General features: G+C 74.3%; 11 protein-coding genes and 4 pseudogenes. 10 read left to right on the forward strand and 5 right to left on the reverse strand.

The genetic code is table 11. The features are described from left to right. Window positions 1–13 precede the first annotated feature (13 nt). Window positions 14–301 (reverse strand): MarR family winged helix-turn-helix transcriptional regulator, encoded by a 288-nt coding sequence (locus BJF88_RS20365; protein WP_222843961.1) that lies wholly within the window; start codon window positions 299–301, stop codon window positions 14–16. Then, on the reverse strand, window positions 298–552 hold the full coding sequence (locus BJF88_RS20370) for a hypothetical protein (RefSeq protein WP_222843962.1): 255 nt from the start codon (window positions 550–552) through the stop codon (window positions 298–300). The genes BJF88_RS20365 and BJF88_RS20370 overlap by 4 nt, the downstream gene beginning before the upstream one ends. A gap of 92 nt (window positions 553–644) precedes the next feature. Between BJF88_RS20370 and BJF88_RS08155 the strand changes: the two genes are divergently transcribed. The 3 genes and pseudogenes from BJF88_RS08155 to BJF88_RS23315 form a co-directional block, all read left to right on the forward strand. After that, entirely contained in the window at window positions 645–1,601 is a 957-nt protein-coding gene (locus BJF88_RS08155) for an LLM class flavin-dependent oxidoreductase (RefSeq protein ID WP_075828451.1), read from the forward strand. After that, complete coding sequence (locus BJF88_RS23310; protein WP_369824520.1) at window positions 1,598–2,461, forward strand: LLM class flavin-dependent oxidoreductase; 864 nt, start codon at window positions 1,598–1,600, stop codon at window positions 2,459–2,461. The genes BJF88_RS08155 and BJF88_RS23310 overlap by 4 nt, the downstream gene beginning before the upstream one ends. 194 nt (window positions 2,462–2,655) lie before the next feature. After that, window positions 2,656–3,077 (forward strand): annotated as a pseudogene (locus BJF88_RS23315) (FAD-binding oxidoreductase); the annotation flags it as partial. Between the two features lie 1,044 nt (window positions 3,078–4,121). Here the strand turns inward: BJF88_RS23315 and BJF88_RS08165 are convergent. Together BJF88_RS08165 and BJF88_RS08170 are read right to left on the reverse strand one after the other, a co-directional pair. Next, window positions 4,122–4,565 (reverse strand): DapH/DapD/GlmU-related protein, encoded by a 444-nt coding sequence (locus BJF88_RS08165; RefSeq protein ID WP_075828452.1) that lies wholly within the window; start codon window positions 4,563–4,565, stop codon window positions 4,122–4,124. Window positions 4,566–4,732: 167 nt separating this feature from the next. Continuing rightward, window positions 4,733–5,734 carry a LacI family DNA-binding transcriptional regulator gene (locus BJF88_RS08170; RefSeq protein ID WP_075828453.1) on the reverse strand — a complete coding sequence of 334 codons (1,002 nt, stop codon included), beginning with the start codon at window positions 5,732–5,734 and terminating at the stop codon, window positions 4,733–4,735. Window positions 5,735–5,889: 155 nt separating this feature from the next. Between BJF88_RS08170 and BJF88_RS08175 the strand changes: the two genes are divergently transcribed. The 6 genes and pseudogenes from BJF88_RS08175 to aspA all read left to right on the forward strand — a co-directional run bounded on the left by BJF88_RS08175 (window position 5,890) and on the right by aspA (window position 14,802). After that, window positions 5,890–7,185, forward strand: a complete 1,296-nt coding sequence (locus BJF88_RS08175; RefSeq protein WP_075828454.1) for an ABC transporter substrate-binding protein — start codon at window positions 5,890–5,892, stop codon at window positions 7,183–7,185. Further along, on the forward strand, window positions 7,185–8,210 hold the full coding sequence (locus BJF88_RS08180) for a carbohydrate ABC transporter permease (protein ID WP_075828469.1): 1,026 nt from the start codon (window positions 7,185–7,187) through the stop codon (window positions 8,208–8,210). The genes BJF88_RS08175 and BJF88_RS08180 overlap by 1 nt, the downstream gene beginning before the upstream one ends. 114 nt (window positions 8,211–8,324) lie before the next feature. After that, a pseudogene (locus tag BJF88_RS08185) lies at window positions 8,325–9,106 on the forward strand (carbohydrate ABC transporter permease). Between the two features lie 159 nt (window positions 9,107–9,265). Further along, window positions 9,266–11,639 (forward strand): annotated as a pseudogene (locus tag BJF88_RS08190) (glycoside hydrolase family 3 N-terminal domain-containing protein). After that, window positions 11,636–13,228 carry a glycoside hydrolase family 43 protein gene (locus tag BJF88_RS08195; protein WP_075828455.1) on the forward strand — a complete coding sequence of 531 codons (1,593 nt, stop codon included), beginning with the start codon at window positions 11,636–11,638 and terminating at the stop codon, window positions 13,226–13,228. Before BJF88_RS08190 ends, BJF88_RS08195 begins: the two are co-directional and overlap by 4 nt. A gap of 41 nt (window positions 13,229–13,269) precedes the next feature. After that, complete coding sequence (gene aspA / locus BJF88_RS08200; protein ID WP_083648989.1) at window positions 13,270–14,802, forward strand: aspartate ammonia-lyase; 1,533 nt, start codon at window positions 13,270–13,272, stop codon at window positions 14,800–14,802. Between the two features lie 28 nt (window positions 14,803–14,830). Here aspA and BJF88_RS08205 read toward each other — a convergent pair whose 3' ends face one another. Further along, window positions 14,831–15,268: a MerR family transcriptional regulator gene (locus BJF88_RS08205; protein WP_075828456.1), complete on the reverse strand. Its 438-nt coding sequence runs from the start codon at window positions 15,266–15,268 to the stop codon at window positions 14,831–14,833. Between BJF88_RS08205 and BJF88_RS08210 the strand changes: the two are divergent. Next, window positions 15,267–16,878 (forward strand): annotated as a pseudogene (locus tag BJF88_RS08210) (SulP family inorganic anion transporter). The gene BJF88_RS08205 and the pseudogene BJF88_RS08210 overlap by 2 nt on opposite strands. Window positions 16,879–16,891 lie beyond the last annotated feature (13 nt).

Here is a 16,891-nt window from a genome sequence, read left to right on the forward strand (position 1 = left end):
GCGGTGCCGGGGCTCAGCTCCCGGCGGCCTCGGCGTCCGCGACGACGCACGGGTCGGTCCCGGCGTCCACGTCGCGCAGGTCGCACGCGACGCGGCGCATCAGGGTACGGAACGTGCGGCGCTCCTCGGGCGACAGCGCCCCCAGGAGCGAGTCCTCGGCGTCGTGCACGCGGCCCGCCAGCTCGGCGAGCCGACGACGCCCGGCCGGCGTGGCCACGACGCGCCTCGCCCGCCGGTCGGCCGGGTTCTGCTGCCGCTCCACGAGCCCGGCCGCGACGAGGTCGTCGACGAGGTACGTCATGACGGTGCGGTCGATGCGTGGTGCTCGGCGAGCGCGGGCTGCGTGGGCTGCTCGCCCTGGGCGACCGTCACGAGCACCTGGTAGCCGCGCGTGCCGTGCGGCACGTCGTCGAGGGTCTCCTCGACCGTGGCGCGGTAGGCCCGGAGCAGGACGCCGAGGTGCCAGCCGAGATCCTCGTGGCGACCGAGGGTGTGCTCTGCGGCGTGCGGCGCGCCCGTGGCCTCGGAGCGCCCGGTGGTCGTGGTGGCCATCTGCCCAAGGGTAGCGCCGGGAATGCTGTTGCTCCATCGATCTGTTGTCGATATGTTCTGTCCAACCACGCATCACGATGGATCGAGGTTCCATGGACTACGGCCACGAGCTCCGCTTCGGCTCGTTCATCACGCCCTCCGCCGCGTCACCCCGCGACGTGGTCGACCTCGCGGTCACGTCCGAGCGGGCCGGGCTCGACCTCGTGACGTTCCAGGACCACCCGTACCAGCCGGCGTTCCTCGACACGTGGACCCTGCTGTCCTGGGTCGCGGCGCGCACCGAGCGCGTGCGCCTCGCGGGCAACGTGCTCAACCTGCCGCTCCGCCCGCCGGCGGTCCTCGCCCGTGCCGTCGCGAGCCTCGACCGGCTCTCGGGCGGGCGGGTCGAGCTCGGACTCGGGGCGGGCGGGTTCTGGGATCCCGTCGTGGCCATGGGCGGGACGCGACTGACCCCGGGGGAGAGCGTCGACGCGCTCGAGCAGGCGATCGACGTCGTGCGCGGGCTGTGGGACACCACGACCCGCGAGCGGCTCGTCGCGGGCGGCGACCACCACCGGGTCGACGGCGCCAAGCGCGGCCCGGCTCCCGCGCACGACGTCGAGATCTGGCTCGGCGCGCTCAAGCCGCGCATGCTGCGGCTCGTGGGGGCGAAGGCCGACGGCTGGCTGCCGTCCCTGCCCTACCTGCGCAGCCTCGACGCGCTCGCGCGCGGCAGCGCCACGATCGACGACGCGGCGCGCACCGCCGGACGCGACCCCGGCGCGGTGCGGCGTCTGCTCAACGTCGGCGGGCGGTTCACGGCGGAGGCCGGCGACGGATTCCTCCAGGGCACGCCGGGGCAGTGGGCCGAGCAGGTCGCGGCCGTCACGCTCGAGCACGGCGTGTCCACGTACGTCGTCATGGCCGACGACCCGGCGACGCTCGCCGTCGTCGGGCAGGAGGTGGCGCCCGCCGCGCGCGAGATCGTGGCGGCGGAGCGGTCCCGGCGGGGCACCGCGCCGGTCGGCCGCGCCGACGACGCCCGCCTCCCGGGCGGACCGCACGCATGAGCGACTACGGCCACGCCCTGCGGTTCGGCACGTTCGTCACGCCGCTCGCCGACGATCCCGCGACGACCGTCGCCCGCGCGCGCCTGGCCGAGGATCTCGGGCTCGACCTCGTGACGTTCCCGGACCACCCGTACCAGCCACGGTTCCTCGACACGTGGACGCTGCTGTCGTACGTCGCGTCGGCCACCGAGCGCGTCCACGTCGCGCCGGACGTCGCGAACGTGCCGATGCGCCCGCCGGCCGTGCTCGCGCGCGCCGTCGCGAGCCTGGACCTGCTCTCGGACGGGCGCGTCGACCTCGCGCTCGGCGCGGGGGCGTCCTGGGACGCGATGGAGGCGATGGGCGCGCGCCGGCTCTCGGCGGGCGAGAGCGTCGACGCGCTCGCGGAGGCCGTCACGGTGGTCCGCGCGCTGTGGGGCGAGGGCGGGGAGCCGGCCGGCGCGCGCGGCGCCGTCCGTGTCGCCGGCGTGCACCACACCCTCGCCGGCGCCGAGCCCGGCCCCGCGACCACGCGCCGGATTCCCGTCTGGCTCGGGGCGCTCGGCCCCCGCATGCTGCGGCTCACGGGCGAGGTCGCGGACGGCTGGCTCCCGTCGCTGAACCGCGTCGGGGTCGACGGCCTGCGCGCCGGCAACGCCGCGATCGACGAGGCCGCGGTCGGTGCGGGTCGCGACCCGCGCGAGATCGCGCGACTGCTCAACGTGTCGGGGGCCTTCACCGGCACCGGTCGTGCGGGTGCCCCCTCCTCCGGCCGCTCCCGCGGCCCGACGGCGCTCGCGGCCCCGACATCGTCGGCCCGCCCGAGGTGTGGGTCGAGCAGCTGCTCCCGCTCGTCCTCGACGAGGGCGTGTCCACCGTGATCCTCGCGTCGGACGACGAGGCGACGACCCGTCGCTTCGCCGAAGAGGTCGTCCCGGCGCTGCGGGACGCGACCGCGCGCGGGCGTGCCGCGGCGGGCACGGACACGGGCCGCGTGGTCCCGGCGGCGGTGCGCGCGCGCCGTCGGGCCGGCATCGCCTACGACGCGGTCCCGCCCTCCCTCGCGGAGCGCGCGGTGGAGCCGGGCGACGCCGCGCACGTCGCGGTCCGGTCGACGTACCTGCGCGGCGGCGCGCCGGGCCTCGTCCTGCGCCCCCGCGACACCGCCGAGGTCGTCGAGGCGCTCGCGTTCGCGCGGGCCCAGGAGGTGACGCGGCGCGTCCCGCTCTCCATCCGCTCCGGCGGCCACGGCATCAGCGGACGCTCCACGAACGACGGGGGGATCGTCGTCGACCTGGGCGCCCTGGACGCGATCGAGGTGCTCGACGAGCGCGAGCGCCTCGTGCGCCTGGGGCCGGGCGCGCGCTGGGCGACGTCGCCGCCGCGCTCGCGCCGCGCGGCTGGGCGATCACGTCCGGCGACTTCGGCGGCGTCGGCGTCGGCGGACTCGCGACGGCGGGCGGCATCGGCTTCCTCGGGCGCGCGCACGGGCTGACGATCGACCACGTCCGCGCGGTCGAGATGGTGCTCGCCGACGGCTCCGTCGTCCGGGCGAGCGCGTCGGACGACCCCGAGCTGTTCTGGGGCGTGCGGGGCGCGGGGGCGAACCTCGGGATCGTCACGTCGTTCGAGCTCGTCGCCGACGAGGTCCCGGCGGTCGGGTTCGCGCAGATGGTGCACGACGCGTCGGACACGGCGGACCTCCTCGTGCGCTGGGGCGCGACGGTCGAGGCGGCTCCGCGCGACACGACGAGCTTCCTCCTCATGGGCCGGCCGCGCCCCGGCCGGCCGGTCGTCGCCCAGACGATGACGATGGTCGACTCCGCCGACCCCGACGTCGTGCTCGAGCGTCTCCAGCCGTTCGCGGCGATCGGCCCGCTGCTCCAGCAGGCCACGGCGCAGGTCCTGCCCTACGCCGCCGTCGTGCAGGCGCCGCCGCGAGCGCCGCACGGGGGCGAGGGGGAGCCGGTCGCCCGCTCGGGACTGCTCGAGCACCTCAGCCCGGCCGCGGCGGGACGGCTCGCCGGTCTGGTCGCCAGCGGCGACACGTACTTCTTCCAGATCCGGTCGACGGGCGGCGCCACCTCGGACGTGCCTCCCGACGCGACCGCGTACGCGCACCGTTCGGCGAACTTCTCGGTCGCCGCGATGGGGTCGAGCCACGCCCGGCTCGACGCGCGGTGGGACGCGCTGGCCGACCTGTTCGTGGGCTCCTACCTCAGCTTCGACACGGACCGGCGACCGGAGCGGGTCGCGGACGCGTTCCCGCCGGCGACGCTCGAGCGGCTCCGCGCGCCAAGCGACGGGTGGACCCGGGGAACGTCTTCCGTGACAACGCCCCGGTCCTGGGCCCGGACGCGCTCGAGGTCGTCCCCGCCGGGTAGCCGCCCCGGACGCGCCGGACCCCCGGAGCCGCCCGGACGTGCCGAACCCCGGGTTGCGTGCCGTTCTCGTCGTGGAACGGCACGCAACCCGGGGTTCGGCGGTGAAACCTGGGTTTCATCCCGGCGCCGCCGCGTGCGCCGGGAGGGGCGGGCCCCGCTACGCGGCGACGTCGAACCCGGAACGGCTCCCCGCCCGACGGCGCAGGACGGCGTCGTCCGCGACGACGGTGTCGGGCAGCACGTGGACGTCCGGCTCGACGACGACGCGCCCGCCGACGCGCGCGCCGCTGCCGACGTGCGCGCGGTCGCCGACACGCGTGCCGGGGCCGATGCGGACGTTGTCCCCGACGCGGACGTCGCGACCGAGCGTGACGTCCTCGTCGATCCAGCTCCCTCCGCCGACGCGGCAGCCCGGTCCGACGTGGGCGCCGGCCTCGACGTAGGTGCCGTCGCCGACGGGCACGTCGTCGGGGACGTCGGCGCGCGGTGACACGAGGCCGCCGCCGGTGTGGCGGACGTAGTGCATGATCTCGCCGAAGTCGTTCTCGACCTGGACGCGGCGGGCGACGCGGCGACGTGCTCCTCGGGCAGCCTGGACCATGTGACCTCCTCGGTCGGGTAGTCAGGATCTGCATGACATAACGTCCCGACGCGCCGGAGGATTCCGGCTCCGCGGCACAGGTCACGGCGATGCCGTGACGGTTCCGTGGCGCTCGGGTGACGGTTCCGTGGTGCGCTTCCGTGGTGCACCCTCACGCGGGCGTGCGGTCAGAGCGCCCGCGTGCTTCCGCGCACGACGAGGCTCGTGGGCAGCCGCAGGTGCGCGTCGCGCGGGCGGCCCTCGACGAGGTCGACCACCATCCGCAACGCCTCCGCGCCCATGCGGTGGATGGGCTGGCTCACGGTCGTCAGCGGGGGGTCGGTCAGCGCGGACTCCGGCACGTTGTCGAACCCGACGACCGAGACGTCGTCGGGCACGCGCAGGCCGAGCTCCCGCGCGACCTCCATGGTGCGGATCGCGGAGAGGTCGTTGGCCGCGAAGACGGCGGTCGGCCGGTCGGGCAGGGAGAGCAGCTCGTGCGCGGGGAGATCGGCGAGGTCGGCCCGGTAGCCGCCGACGCGCAGCAGGTCCGGGTCGACGGGGATGCCCGCGGCGCCCAGCGCCTCGCGGTATCCCTGCTCGCGCAGGCGGGCCGACTCGAGGTCGGGGCGCCCGCCGAGGAACCCGATGCGCCGGTGCCCGAGCGCGACGAGGTGCTCCGTCGCGGCGCGCGCGCCCGCGACGTTGTCGGAGTCGACCGTCGGGGGACCGGACGGCCCCCGGTGCGGGTCGACCGCGACGACGGGGATGGAGCCGTCCGGCGCGACGACCGTCGGCGTGACGAGGATCGCCCCGTCGATGAGCGTCCCGGCGAGGCGCGAGAGGTAGCGCTGCTCCCAGCCGATGCGGTCGTCGCGCCGCAGCCCGCCGGAGTAGGCGAGCAGCTCGTAGCCCGTCTCCTCCACGGCCTCGGAGATGCCCTTGAGCAGCTCGGTGGAGAACGGCTCGAACTCCGCGACGAGGATGCCGATCACGTTGGTGCGCCGGCTGCGCAGGCTGCGCGCGACGATCGACGACTCGTAGCCGAGGTCCGCGATGACCTCGTGGACGCGCGCCGACGTCTCGGGCGCGACGCCGTACCGGTCGTTGATCACCTTCGAGACGGTGGCCACGGAGACGCCCGCGCTGCGCGCGACGTCGCCGATGGTCACTCTCCCGGTCGGTCGCATGGACCAGACCCTAACGCGTGCTGCCGACTCGTCCCGGACGCGCGCCAGGCCCGCAGGCTCGACGTGTCGAAAACGTTATCGACAACGATTGACACGGGGCTGTGCCGCGAGCCACACTCACGGTGATCCGTCAACGACGACCGAGGAGATCCCCGATGACGAGGAACAGGCGTGCGGCCTCCGTGCTGGCGCTCGGTGCGACCGTGGCCCTGCTGGCCGGGGCGTGCGGCAGCGGTTCCGGAGGCGACGAGGCGCAGGGCGACGGCGACGTCACCCTCACCTGGTGGCACAACTCCAACAACGAGCCCGGGCGCGGGTTCTACGAGCAGGTGGCCGCGGACTTCGAGGCCGCCAACCCGGGCGTCACGATCGACGTCCAGGCCATGCAGCACGAGGACATGCTCACGAAGCTCGACGCGGCGTTCCAGACCGGCGACACCCCCGACGTCTACATGGAGCGCGGCGGGGGCGAGCTGGCCTCCCACGTCGAGGCCGGCCTGACCATGGACCTCTCCGACGAGGCCGCGGACACCATCGAGAAGCTGGGTGGCTCGGTGGCCGGCTGGCAGGTCGAGGACAAGACGTACGCGCTGCCGTTCAGCGTCGGGGTCGTCGGCTTCTGGTACAACACGGCGCTGTTCGAGCAGGCCGGGATCACCGAGGTGCCGACGACGCAGGCGGAGCTCGACGACGCCGTCCAGGCGCTGAAGGACGCGGGCATCGAGCCGATCTCCGTCGGCGCCGGCGACAAGTGGCCCGCCGCGCACTACTGGTACTACTACGGCCTGCGCGAGTGCTCGCAGGACGTCCTGACCGACGCGGTCACCTCGCTCGACTTCTCGGACGAGTGCTTCCTGCGTGCCGGCGAGGACCTCGAGTCGTTCATCGCGACCGAGCCCTTCAACGCGGGCTTCCTCGCCACGCCGGCGCAGTCGGGCCCCACGAGCGCCTCCGGGCTCCTCGCGACCGGCCAGGTCGCCATGGAGCTGGCCGGCCACTGGGAGCCGGGCGTCATGCAGGGGCTCACCGAGGACGGCGAGGGGCTGGGGGAGAACACCGGCTGGTTCGCGTTCCCCACGGTGGAGACCGGCGACGGCGACCCCGCCGCGGCGCTGGGCGGCGGCGACGCGTGGGCGTGCGCGGCGGACGCCCCGCCGGAGTGCGTCGACTTCATCGAGTACCTGCTCTCCGACGAGGTCCAGACGGGCTTCGCCGAGAACTCGATGGGCCTGCCCACCAACCCCGCCGCGAGCGGCGCGGTGGCGGACCCCGCCCTCGCCGACCTGCTCACGGTCCGCGACGAGGCGCCGTACGTCCAGCTCTACTTCGACACGGCGTTCGGCGAGAACGTCGGCGGCGCGATGAACGACGAGATCGCGCTCATGTTCGCCGGTGAGGCGTCGCCGCAGGACATCGTCGACGCGATCCAGTCCGCGGCCGGCACCGCGTGATGAGCGTGGCAGACGACGCGCGCGCCCTCCGGGACGCCGCCGCTGCTGCCACGCCCAGCACGGCCGTCCGTCCCGCCGCCGACCGCGCGCCCGCGCGGCCGGCGGCGGGAGGGGCCCCGCGCGGGCGCCGCGGCGTGAGCCCGGCGTGGCGCAAGCGGCTCGAGATCCTGTTCTTCGTCTCCCCGGCGCTCGCGCTGTTCGCGGTCTTCGTCGTCGTGCCGGTCGTGCAGGCGGGGCGCTACTCGCTGTACGACTGGAACGGCCTCGGCCCGATGGACGACTTCGTCGGGTTCCAGAACTACGTGCGGGCGCTCGGCGACGACGTCTTCACGAGCGCGGTCCAGCACAACCTGACGATCGTCGTGCTGTCGATCCTCGTCCAGCTCCCCCTCGGGCTCGGCATCGCGCTGCTGCTCAACCGGGAGATGTGGGGGCGCACCTTCCTGCGCGTCGTGATCTTCGTGCCGTACGTGCTCGCGGAGGTCGTCGCGGGCGTGGTGTGGTTCATGCTCCTGCAGCCGCGCGGTCCGGTCGACGCGCTCCTCGAGGCGGTGGGACTGGGCAGCTTCACGCAGCTGTGGCTCGGCGACCCCGACGTCGCGCTGTACACCGTGCTCGTCGTCCTCACGTGGAAGTACCTCGGGCTCGCCGTGATCCTCTTCCTCGCCGGTCTCCAGGGCGTGCCCGAGGAGCTCTACGAGGCCGCGCAGCTCGACGGCGCGTCGTGGTGGCAGGTGCAGCGCAGGATCACGATCCCGCTGCTCGGCCCGACCATCCGCACGTGGGGCTTCCTGTCGATGATCGGCTCCCTGCAGCTCTTCGACATGGTCTGGATCCTCACCAAGGGCGGACCTGCGAACTCGACCGTCACGATGGCGACGTACCTCATCAACCAGGGCACCGACCGCAGCCTCTACGGCTACGCGTCCGCCGTCGCGGTGCTGCTGTTCGCCATCTCGTTCGTCCTCGCCGCGCTCTACCAGGTCTTCGTCCTGCGCCGCGACAACAAGGAGGTCGCGTCATGACCGCCCCCGTCCTCGCGCCCCCGGCGGGCGCACCGCACGCGTCCGGCGACGAGCCGGCGCGGCGCCCCCCGGCGCTCGAACGCGTTCGCAGGTGGCAGCCCCCTCGTCTACGCGATCGCGCTGCTCGTCGTCGCGGCGACGCTCGGCCCGGTGGTCTACGCGGTCCTCGGCGGGTTCCGCACCAACGCGCAGCTCGCCTCCGAGCCCGTGAGCCTCCCGGACCCGTGGGTGCTGAGCAACTACACGAACGTGCTCACGTCCGAGAGCTTCTGGCGGTACGCGCTGAACTCGACCGTCGTGGCGCTCGTGACGACGGTCGTCGTCTCGGTCCTCGGCGTCATGGCCGCGTACCCGCTGGCCCGCTACCGGTTCCGCGGGCGCGACGCGCTGTTCCTCGTGTTCACGCTGGGGCTGCTCTTCCCGCTCACGGTCGCGATCATCCCGCTGTTCCTCATGGTGCGGGACCTCCAGCTCAACAACACGTTCTGGGGCGTGGCGCTGCCGCAGGCGCTCGCTGCTGCCGATGACGATCGTCATCCTGCGGCCGTTCCTCATGGCGCTGCCCAAGGAGCTCGAGGAGGCGGCGCTGCTCGACGCACGTCGCGGATCGGCTTCTTCTGGCGGATCCTGCTGCCCCTGTCCGGGCCCGGCATGGTGACCGTCGGCGTGCTCGCGTTCGTCGCGTCCTGGAACGCTACCTCCTGCCGCTGCTCATCCTCAACGACCCGTCCGCCAAGACGCTGCCGCTCGGCGTCGCCGACTTCTCGACCGAGCACGCCTCCGACACCGCGGGCGTCCTCGCGTTCACGTCGCTCGCGATGATCCCGGCGCTCGTGTTCTTCCTCGCGCTCGAGAAGCGCATCGTCAGCGGCCTGCAGGGCGCCGTGAAGGGCTGACGCAGCTCACCGCACCACCGAAGGAGAACCGGTCCCGTGACCGACGTCGTACCCGCCGCCACGGCGGCACCCGCACCCCCCGAGGCCACCCCGGCTCCCGCCGCGCCGGCCGCGCACGCCCCCGCCGTCTCCGAGCGCGTGCGCGCGCTGCACGCACGCATGACGCTCGAGGAGAAGCTCGCCCAGCTCGTGGGCTACTGGATCGACCAGAACGGCACGGTCGCGCCGATGCAGTCGGAGATGACCGCGGGCCAGCAGGACCCGGGACGACTGCCCGAGATCACCCGGCACGGCATCGGCCACTACACGCGCGTGTACGGCACGCGCCCCGTCGACCCGGTCGAGCGCGCCGCGTGGCTGTGGGCCGAGCAGCGGCGCCTCGTCCACGAGACGCGTCTCGGCATCCCGGCGATCGTGCACGAGGAGTCGCTCACTGGCCTGGCGGCCTGGCAGGCCGCCACCTACCCGACCCCGCTCGCCTGGGGCGCGTCGTTCGACCCGGCGCTCGTCGAGGAGATGGCAGCCCAGGTCGGTGCGTCGATGCGCGCGCTCGGCGTGCACCAGGCCCTCGCGCCCGTGCTCGACGTCGTGCGCGACCCGCGCTGGGGCCGGGTCGACGAGTGCGTGGGCGAGGACCCGTACCTCGTCGGCACGGTCGGCACCGCGTACGTCCGCGGCCTCCAGGGCGCGGGCGTGCACGCGACGCTCAAGCACTTCGTCGGCTACTCCGCCTCGCGGGCCGGGCGCAACCACGCCCCGGTGAGCGCCGGGCCGCGCGAGATCGCCGACGTGTTCCTCCCGCCGTTCGAGATGGCCGTGCGCGACGGCGGCGCGCGCTCGGTCATGAACTCCTACGCCGAGATCGACGGCGTCCCGGTGGCTCGAGCCGCGAGCTGCTCACCGACCTGCTGCGCGGGCGGTGGGGGTTCGACGGCGTCGTGGTCGCCGACTACTTCGCCGTCGCGTTCCTCGAGGTCATGCACCGCGTCGCGGCGGACCGCGGGGAGGCGGCGGCGCTCGCGCTCGAGGCGGGCATCGACGTCGAGCTGCCGACGGGGGACGCCTACCTCGAGCCGCTCGCGGAGCGGGTGCGCGCGGGACGGCTGGACGAGGCCGTCGTCGACACCGCCGTGCTGCGCGTGCTCGCGCAGAAGGAGGAGCTCGGGCTCCTCGACCCGGACGCGTTCGCCGGCGAGGCGCCGTCGCACGTCGACCTCGACCCGCCCGACCACCGCGCGACCGCGCGCCGCCTCGCGCAGGAGTCGCTCGTGCTCCTCGCGAACGACGGCGTGCTGCCGCTCGGCGCGGGCGCCGCGGCGCCCTCGCGTGTCGCGGTCGTCGGGCCCAACGCCGACCGCGCCGAGGCCCTGCTCGGCTGCTACTCGTTCGTCAACCACGTGCTGGCCCACCACCCGGGCACGCCGACCGGCATCGCGCTGCCGACGGTCGTCGAGGCCGTGCGCGCGGCGCTCCCGGGCACCGAGGTCGTCCACGCGCCGGGCTGCACCGTCGACGGGGACGACACGGTGGGCTTCGCCGCGGCGGCCGAGGTCGTCCGGGGCGCGGACGTCGCGATCGTGTGCGTCGGTGACGACGCCGGGCTGTTCGGCCGCGGGACCGTGGGCGAGGGCAACGACGTCGAGTCGCTCGAGCTCCCCGGCGTGCAGCGCGCGCTCGTGGAGCAGCTCGTCGCCACGGGCACGCCCGTCGTGCTCGTGCTCCTCACCGGTCGCCCGTACGCGATCGGCTGGGCGCTCGACGGCGACCGCGCGGACGGCGCCCGGCCGGCGGCGGTCCTCCAGGCCTTCTTCCCGGGCGAGGAGGGCGCGGGAGCGGTCGCCGACGTCCTCACCGGCGCGGCGACGCCGTCCGGGCGGTTGCCGGTCTCGCTGCCGCGCGCGGCCGGGGCGCAGCCGTACACGTACCTGCACCCGGTCCTCGGCGGGCCGTCGGACGTCACGTCGACCGACCCGACGCCCGTGCGACCCTTCGGGTTCGGCCTGTCGTACACGACGTTCGCCTACGCCGACCTCGACGTCGACGCGTCCGCACCGACCGACGGGTCCTTCGCCGCGGCCGTGACGGTCACCAACACGGGCGACGTCGCGGGCACCGAGGTGGTCCAGCTCTACGGGCGCGACCTCCTCGGGTCGGTCCCGCGCCCGGTCGTCCAGCTCCTCGGGTACGCGCGGGTCGAGCTCGCGCCCGGCGAGTCCCGGCGCGTGCGGTTCCGCGTCCCGACGACGCGGCTCGCGTTCAGCGACCGGCGTCTCGTGCGCGTCGTGGAGCCGGGCGACGTCGAGGTGTGGGTCGCCGCGCACGCGGGCGTGAGCGCCGCGGCGCCGATCGACGATCTCACCGGGGGAGCGATCGTCGCGCAGGCGCGGGCGCCCGCCGCGAGGTCCCGGGGGCCACGACGCGCCGCGCCGTCGTCGCGCTGACCGGAGGCGTGCACGAGGTGCGGGCCGAGGACGCGCGCCTCGTCGAGGTCGCCGTCGAGCCGGCCGCGCCGCGACCGGGGGGCGCCGCGTGACCGCTGCGCACAACCCGGTCCTGCCGGGCTGCTACCCGGACCCCAGCATCTGCCGGGTCGGCGACGACTTCTACCTCGTGACGTCGACGTTCGAGTACCTCCCGGGCCTGCCGGTCTTCCGCAGCCGCGACCTCGTCCGGTGGGAGCAGGTCGGGCACGTCGTGGACCGGCCCGGGCAGCTCGACTACGAGGGCGTCCGGTCGTCGGGCGGCCTCTACGCGCCGACGCTGCGCCACCACGACGGCGTCTTCTGGCTCGTGTGCACGCTCGTCGGGCAGCGCGAGGGCGCGCCGGGCGGCGACTTCGTCATGACGGCGACGGACCCCGCCGGGCCGTGGTCCGACCCGGTGTGGCTCGACACGCGGGGCCCGGACGGGGCGGCCGGCATCGACCCGTCGCTGTTCTTCGACACGGACGGGCGTGCCTGGATCCACGGGACGCGCCTGCGGAGCGACCCCGAGTGGTACCACCAGACCGAGGTCTGGGTGCGCGAGCTCGACCTCGCGACGACGGAGCTCGTCGGGCCGGAGCACGTCCTGTGGACGGGAGCGGTGCGCGGCGCGGTCTGGGCCGAGGGCCCGCACCTGTACCGCGTCGGCGACACCTACCTGCTGCTCGCCGCCGAGGGCGGGACGGAGATCCACCACGCGGTGTCGGTCGCCCGGGCGTCGTCCGTGACGGGCCCGTACGAGGGGTCGAAGGGCAACCCGGTCCTCACGCACCGGCACCTCGGGCGGGGCGCGGACGTCGTCGGCGTGGGCCACGCGGACCTCGTCGAGGCGCCCGACGGCTCGTGGTGGGCCGTGCTGCTCGGCATGCGGCCCTACGGCGGCTACCACTACCCGCTCGGGCGCGAGACGTTCCTCGTGCCGGTCGCTCGGGAGGACGGGTGGCCGGTGTTCGCGCCCGGGGTCGGCCGGGTCCCGTCGGAGGTGGACGTGCCGTTCGCGGCCGACGACGCGGGCCCCGGCCCCGCGCAGGGCGTCGCGTCCGGCGTCGTGCTCCCGGACGACCCGCGGTGGACGTCGGTGCGGGCGCTGCCGTCCGAGGTGGCGGCGGCGCGCGGCGAGGGCTGGGACCTGCCGGTGCGGCCGGCGACCCTTGCGGAGCCCACGACGACGGCGTTCCTCGGGATCCGGCTCCAGCACCGGGACGCCGACGTGCGCGCCGACGTGCGCGCCGACCTGCCCGACGGCGAGGGCGTCGGTCTCGTGGTGCGCCAGTCCGAGGACGACCACGTGCGCCTGGACCTCACCGGCGGCGACGCGCCGCGCGTCGTGGCGGTCCACCGCCGCGGCGGCGAGGAGACCACGCTCGGCACCGCCGACCTGGCCGGGGCGCGCGGCGCCGTCGTGACGCTCGGCCTCCGGGCGCGCGGGGCGGACCTCGAGCTGACCGCCGCGGTCGGCGAGGGGGAGCCCCGGCCGGTGGCGGTCGCCGACGCCCGCACCCTCGACAGCGTGGCGACGGGCGGGTTCCTCGGGCTGTGGGTCGGCGTGCACGCGACGAGCCACGGGCGCGCCACGTCGAGCGTCGCGCGCGTCGAGCGGTTCCGCTACGACCCGTGGGCGGGGCAGGCCGGCGACTGACCGGCGGGTGCGAGGCGTCGCCGTCGGACTACCGTTCGGGCATGGAGACGCGGATCGAGGAGGACCTGCTCGGAGCCCGGGAGATCCCTGCGGGCGCCTACTACGGCATCCACACGGTCCGGGCGACGGAGAACTTCCGGATCTCGGGCACGACCATCAGCGACGTGCCCGAGATGATCCGCGGCATGGTCCTCGTGAAGAAGGCCGCCGCTCTCGCGAACAAGGAGCTGCGCGCGATCCCCGGGGACGTCGCCGACGCCATCGTCGCCGGGTGCGACGAGATCCTCGTGCGCGGCCGCTGCCTCGACCAGTTCCCCGTCGACGTGTTCCAGGGCGGGGCCGGCACGTCGGTGAACATGAACACCAACGAGGTCGTCGCGAACCTCGCGCTCGAGGCCGTCGGCCTGCCGAAGGGGCGCTACGACGTCGTCAACCCCAACGACCACGTCAACAAGTCGCAGTCGACGAACGACGCCTACCCGACGGGGTTCCGGCTCGCCGTGCACGCGCTCGTCGGCACGCTCGTCGAGTCCGTCGCCCTGCTCGCGGTCGCGTTCGACGAGAAGGCGGCCGAGTTCGCCGACGTCCTGAAGATGGGCCGCACGCAGCTCCAGGACGCGGTACCGATGAGCCTGGGGCAGGAGTTCGCCGGGTTCTCGGTCAACGTGCACGAGGAGATCACGCGACTGACGGTCGCCGCGGAGCTCCTGCTCGAGGTGAACCTCGGGGCGACGGCCATCGGCACCGGGCTCAACACGCCGCCCGGCTATCCCGAGGCCGCGACCCGCCGGCTCGCCGAGGTGAGCGGCCTCGCGACCGTGCCCGCGGCGAACCTCGTCGAGGCGACCTACGACAACGGCGCGTACCTGGCGGTGCACTCGGCGGTGAAGCGCCTCGCCGCGAAGCTGTCGAAGATCTGCAACGACCTGCGGCTGCTGTCGTCCGGGCCGCGCGCCGGGCTCGGGGAGATCAACCTGCCGCAGCTGCAGGCCGGGTCGTCGATCATGCCGGCGAAGGTCAACCCGGTGATTCCCGAGGTCGTCAACCAGGTGTGCTTCAAGGTCATGGGCAACGACGTGACGATCACGCACGCCGCCGAGGCGGGCCAGCTCCAGCTCAACGTCATGGAGCCCGTGCTGGCCCAGTCGATGTTCGAGTCCCTGCGGCTCATGACGAACGCGTGCGAGACGCTGCGCACGCGGTGCGTCACGGGGATCACCGCCAACGTCGAGGTGTGCCGGCGCCACGTGCTCGACTCCATCGGCATCGTCACCTACCTCAACGAGATCATCGGGCACCGCAACGGCGACCTCGTCGGCGCGGAGGCGGCGCGCACGGGCGCGTCGGTGCGCGACGTCGTCGTGGCGCGCGGGCTGCTCACCGCGGAGCAGGTCGACGCCGTGCTGACGACCGAGAACTTCCTGCGCCCCCGGTACACCGGGCGGTACTACGAGCCGCACGAGCGCGGCATCCCGGTGGCGGGGGAGGAGGGCGCGTCGTCGCGCGTCGTGGAGTCCGACGACGCCGCCGGCGCCCCGAGCGAGCCGGACGCCGAGGGAGCGCCTCACGGGTGACCGGTGGTCCGTGCCCGGCCCGGCCGCGTCAGCGCGAGCGCAGCAGCTCGATGAGCTCGTCGGCCCACGCGAGCTTGCGCGCGAGCTCCTCGCGCCGCTCCTCGGCAGCCTGCACGTAGGCCGCGAGCCGCGCGCGCAGGTCGGCGGTCGCCGGCTCCCCGGGAGCGGTCGGCTCCGCGGGGGCGCTCGGCGGCGTGTCCGCGCGGGCCGCGAGACGGTCGGCGACGTCGAGCAGGTCCGTCATCTCCTCGAGCGCGAAACCGAGCGGCTTCATGCGGCGGACGAGCAGCAGGCGCTCGACGTCGTCGTCCGTGTAGAGGCGGAAGCCGCCGTCCGAGCGCCCCGACGGACGGACGAGGCCGACCTCGTCGTAGTGGCGCAGCGTGCGCAACGACAGGCCGGTGCGCTCCGCGACGGCGCCGATGTGCATGGTGGGCTGCGGGTCGGCGGCTCGCTGGTCGGTCATGAGGACAGTCTCCCGGATCGAGGCGGTCGAACCCTACCCTCACGTCAGGGTAGAGTTTCCCCTCGTGCCTGACGCCGTCACCTCCCCGTCCGCGTCGCCTCGGCCCGCCACCGGCGCGCCCGAGGCCGACGAGTCGTACTCCGTCCTCGCGGCGCTGCGGTCGCCGCGGCGGCTGCGGACCGAGGTCCTCGCCGGTCTCGTCGTCGCGCTCGCCCTCATCCCCGAGGCGATCGCGTTCTCGATCATCGCGGGCGTGGACCCGCGGCTCGGGCTGTTCGCGTCCTTCACCATGCGGTCTCGATCGCCTTCCTCGGCGGGCGGCCCGCGATGATCTCCGCCGCGACGGGTGCGGTCGCGCTCGTCGTCGCGCCGGTCGTGCGCGAGCACGGCGTCGAGTACCTCATCGCCACCGTCGTCCTCGCCGGGGTGATCCAGGTCGTCCTGGGCGTGCTCGGCGTCGCCAGGCTCATGCGGTTCATCCCGCGCTCGGTCATGGTCGGCTTCGTCAACGCGCTCGCGATCCTCATCTTCACCTCCCAGCTCCCGCACCTGCGGGACGTGCCGTGGATGGTCTACCCGCTGGTCGCCGTCGGCATCGCGATCATGGTGCTCATGCCGCGGTGGACGAAGGTCGTCCCGGCCCCGCTCGTCGCGATCGTGCTCCTCACCGCGGCCACGGTGCTCGCGGCGATCGCCGTGCCGACGGTCGGTGACGAGGGCGAGCTGCCCGAGTCGCTGCCGTCGCTGCTGTTCCCCGACGTGCCGCTGAACCTCGAGACGCTGCAGATCATCGCGCCGTACGCGCTCGCGATGGCCCTCGTCGGCATCCTCGAGTCGCTGCTCACCGCCAAGCTCGTCGACGACGTCACGGACACGCACTCGAACAAGACGCGCGAGGCGTGGGGCCAGGGCGCCGCCAACGTCATCACGGGCTTCTTCGGCGGCATGGGCGGCTGCGCCATGATCGGCCAGACGATGATCAACGTGAAGGCGTCGGCGCCCGCACGCGCATCTCGACGTTCCTCGCCGGCGTGTTCCTGCTGATCCTGGTGGTGGGGCTCGGCGACGTCGTCGCCATCATCCCCATGGCCGCGCTCGTCGCGGTGATGATCATGGTGTCCGTCGGCACGTTCGACTGGCACTCGGTCCGGCCGAGCACGCTGCGGCGCATGCCGAAGTCCGAGACGGCCGTCATGCTCGCCACCGTCGTCGTGACGGTGTGGACCCACAACCTCGCCTACGGCGTGGTGGTCGGGGTGCTCGTCGCGACGGTGCTGTTCGCCCGCCGCGTCGCGCACCTCACGACCGTCACCCGTGAGGACACGAAGTCGGGGCCCGACGGCGGGACGCGCACCTACGTCGTCGAGGGCGAGCTGTTCTTCGCCTCGTCCAACGACCTCGTCTACCAGTTCGACTACGCCGGTGACCCGGACGACGTCGTCATCGACATGACGAAGGCGCACGTGTGGGACGCGTCCACCGTCGCGACGCTCGACGCGATCCGCACGAAGTACGCGGCCAAGGGGAAGACCGTGACGATCGTGGGCGCCAACCCCGACACCACCGAGCGCCTGGACCGCCTCGCAGGGAAGCTCGGCGCGGGGCACTGACCCGGGGGCGTCC

The organism is Cellulosimicrobium sp. CUA-896, from assembly GCF_001942335.1.
Lineage (GTDB): Bacteria > Actinomycetota > Actinomycetes > Actinomycetales > Cellulomonadaceae > Cellulosimicrobium.

Excerpts from the sequence above, each read along its gene's own strand:
- BJF88_RS20365 (WP_222843961.1), bottom strand. The coding sequence starts at position 301 with ATGACGTACCTCGTCGACGACCTCGTCGCGGCCGGGCTCGTGGAGCGG.
- BJF88_RS20370 (WP_222843962.1), bottom strand. The coding sequence starts at position 552 with ATGGCCACCACGACCACCGGGCGCTCCGAGGCCACGGGCGCGCCGCAC.
- BJF88_RS08155 (WP_075828451.1), top strand. The coding sequence starts at position 645 with ATGGACTACGGCCACGAGCTCCGCTTCGGCTCGTTCATCACGCCCTCC.
- BJF88_RS23310 (WP_369824520.1), top strand. The coding sequence starts at position 1,598 with ATGAGCGACTACGGCCACGCCCTGCGGTTCGGCACGTTCGTCACGCCG.
- BJF88_RS08165 (WP_075828452.1), bottom strand. The coding sequence starts at position 4,565 with ATGGTCCAGGCTGCCCGAGGAGCACGTCGCCGCGTCGCCCGCCGCGTC.
- BJF88_RS08170 (WP_075828453.1), bottom strand. The coding sequence starts at position 5,734 with ATGCGACCGACCGGGAGAGTGACCATCGGCGACGTCGCGCGCAGCGCG.
- BJF88_RS08175 (WP_075828454.1), top strand. The coding sequence starts at position 5,890 with ATGACGAGGAACAGGCGTGCGGCCTCCGTGCTGGCGCTCGGTGCGACC.
- BJF88_RS08180 (WP_075828469.1), top strand. The coding sequence starts at position 7,185 with ATGAGCGTGGCAGACGACGCGCGCGCCCTCCGGGACGCCGCCGCTGCT.
- aspA (WP_083648989.1), top strand. The coding sequence starts at position 13,270 with ATGGAGACGCGGATCGAGGAGGACCTGCTCGGAGCCCGGGAGATCCCT.
- BJF88_RS08205 (WP_075828456.1), bottom strand. The coding sequence starts at position 15,268 with ATGACCGACCAGCGAGCCGCCGACCCGCAGCCCACCATGCACATCGGC.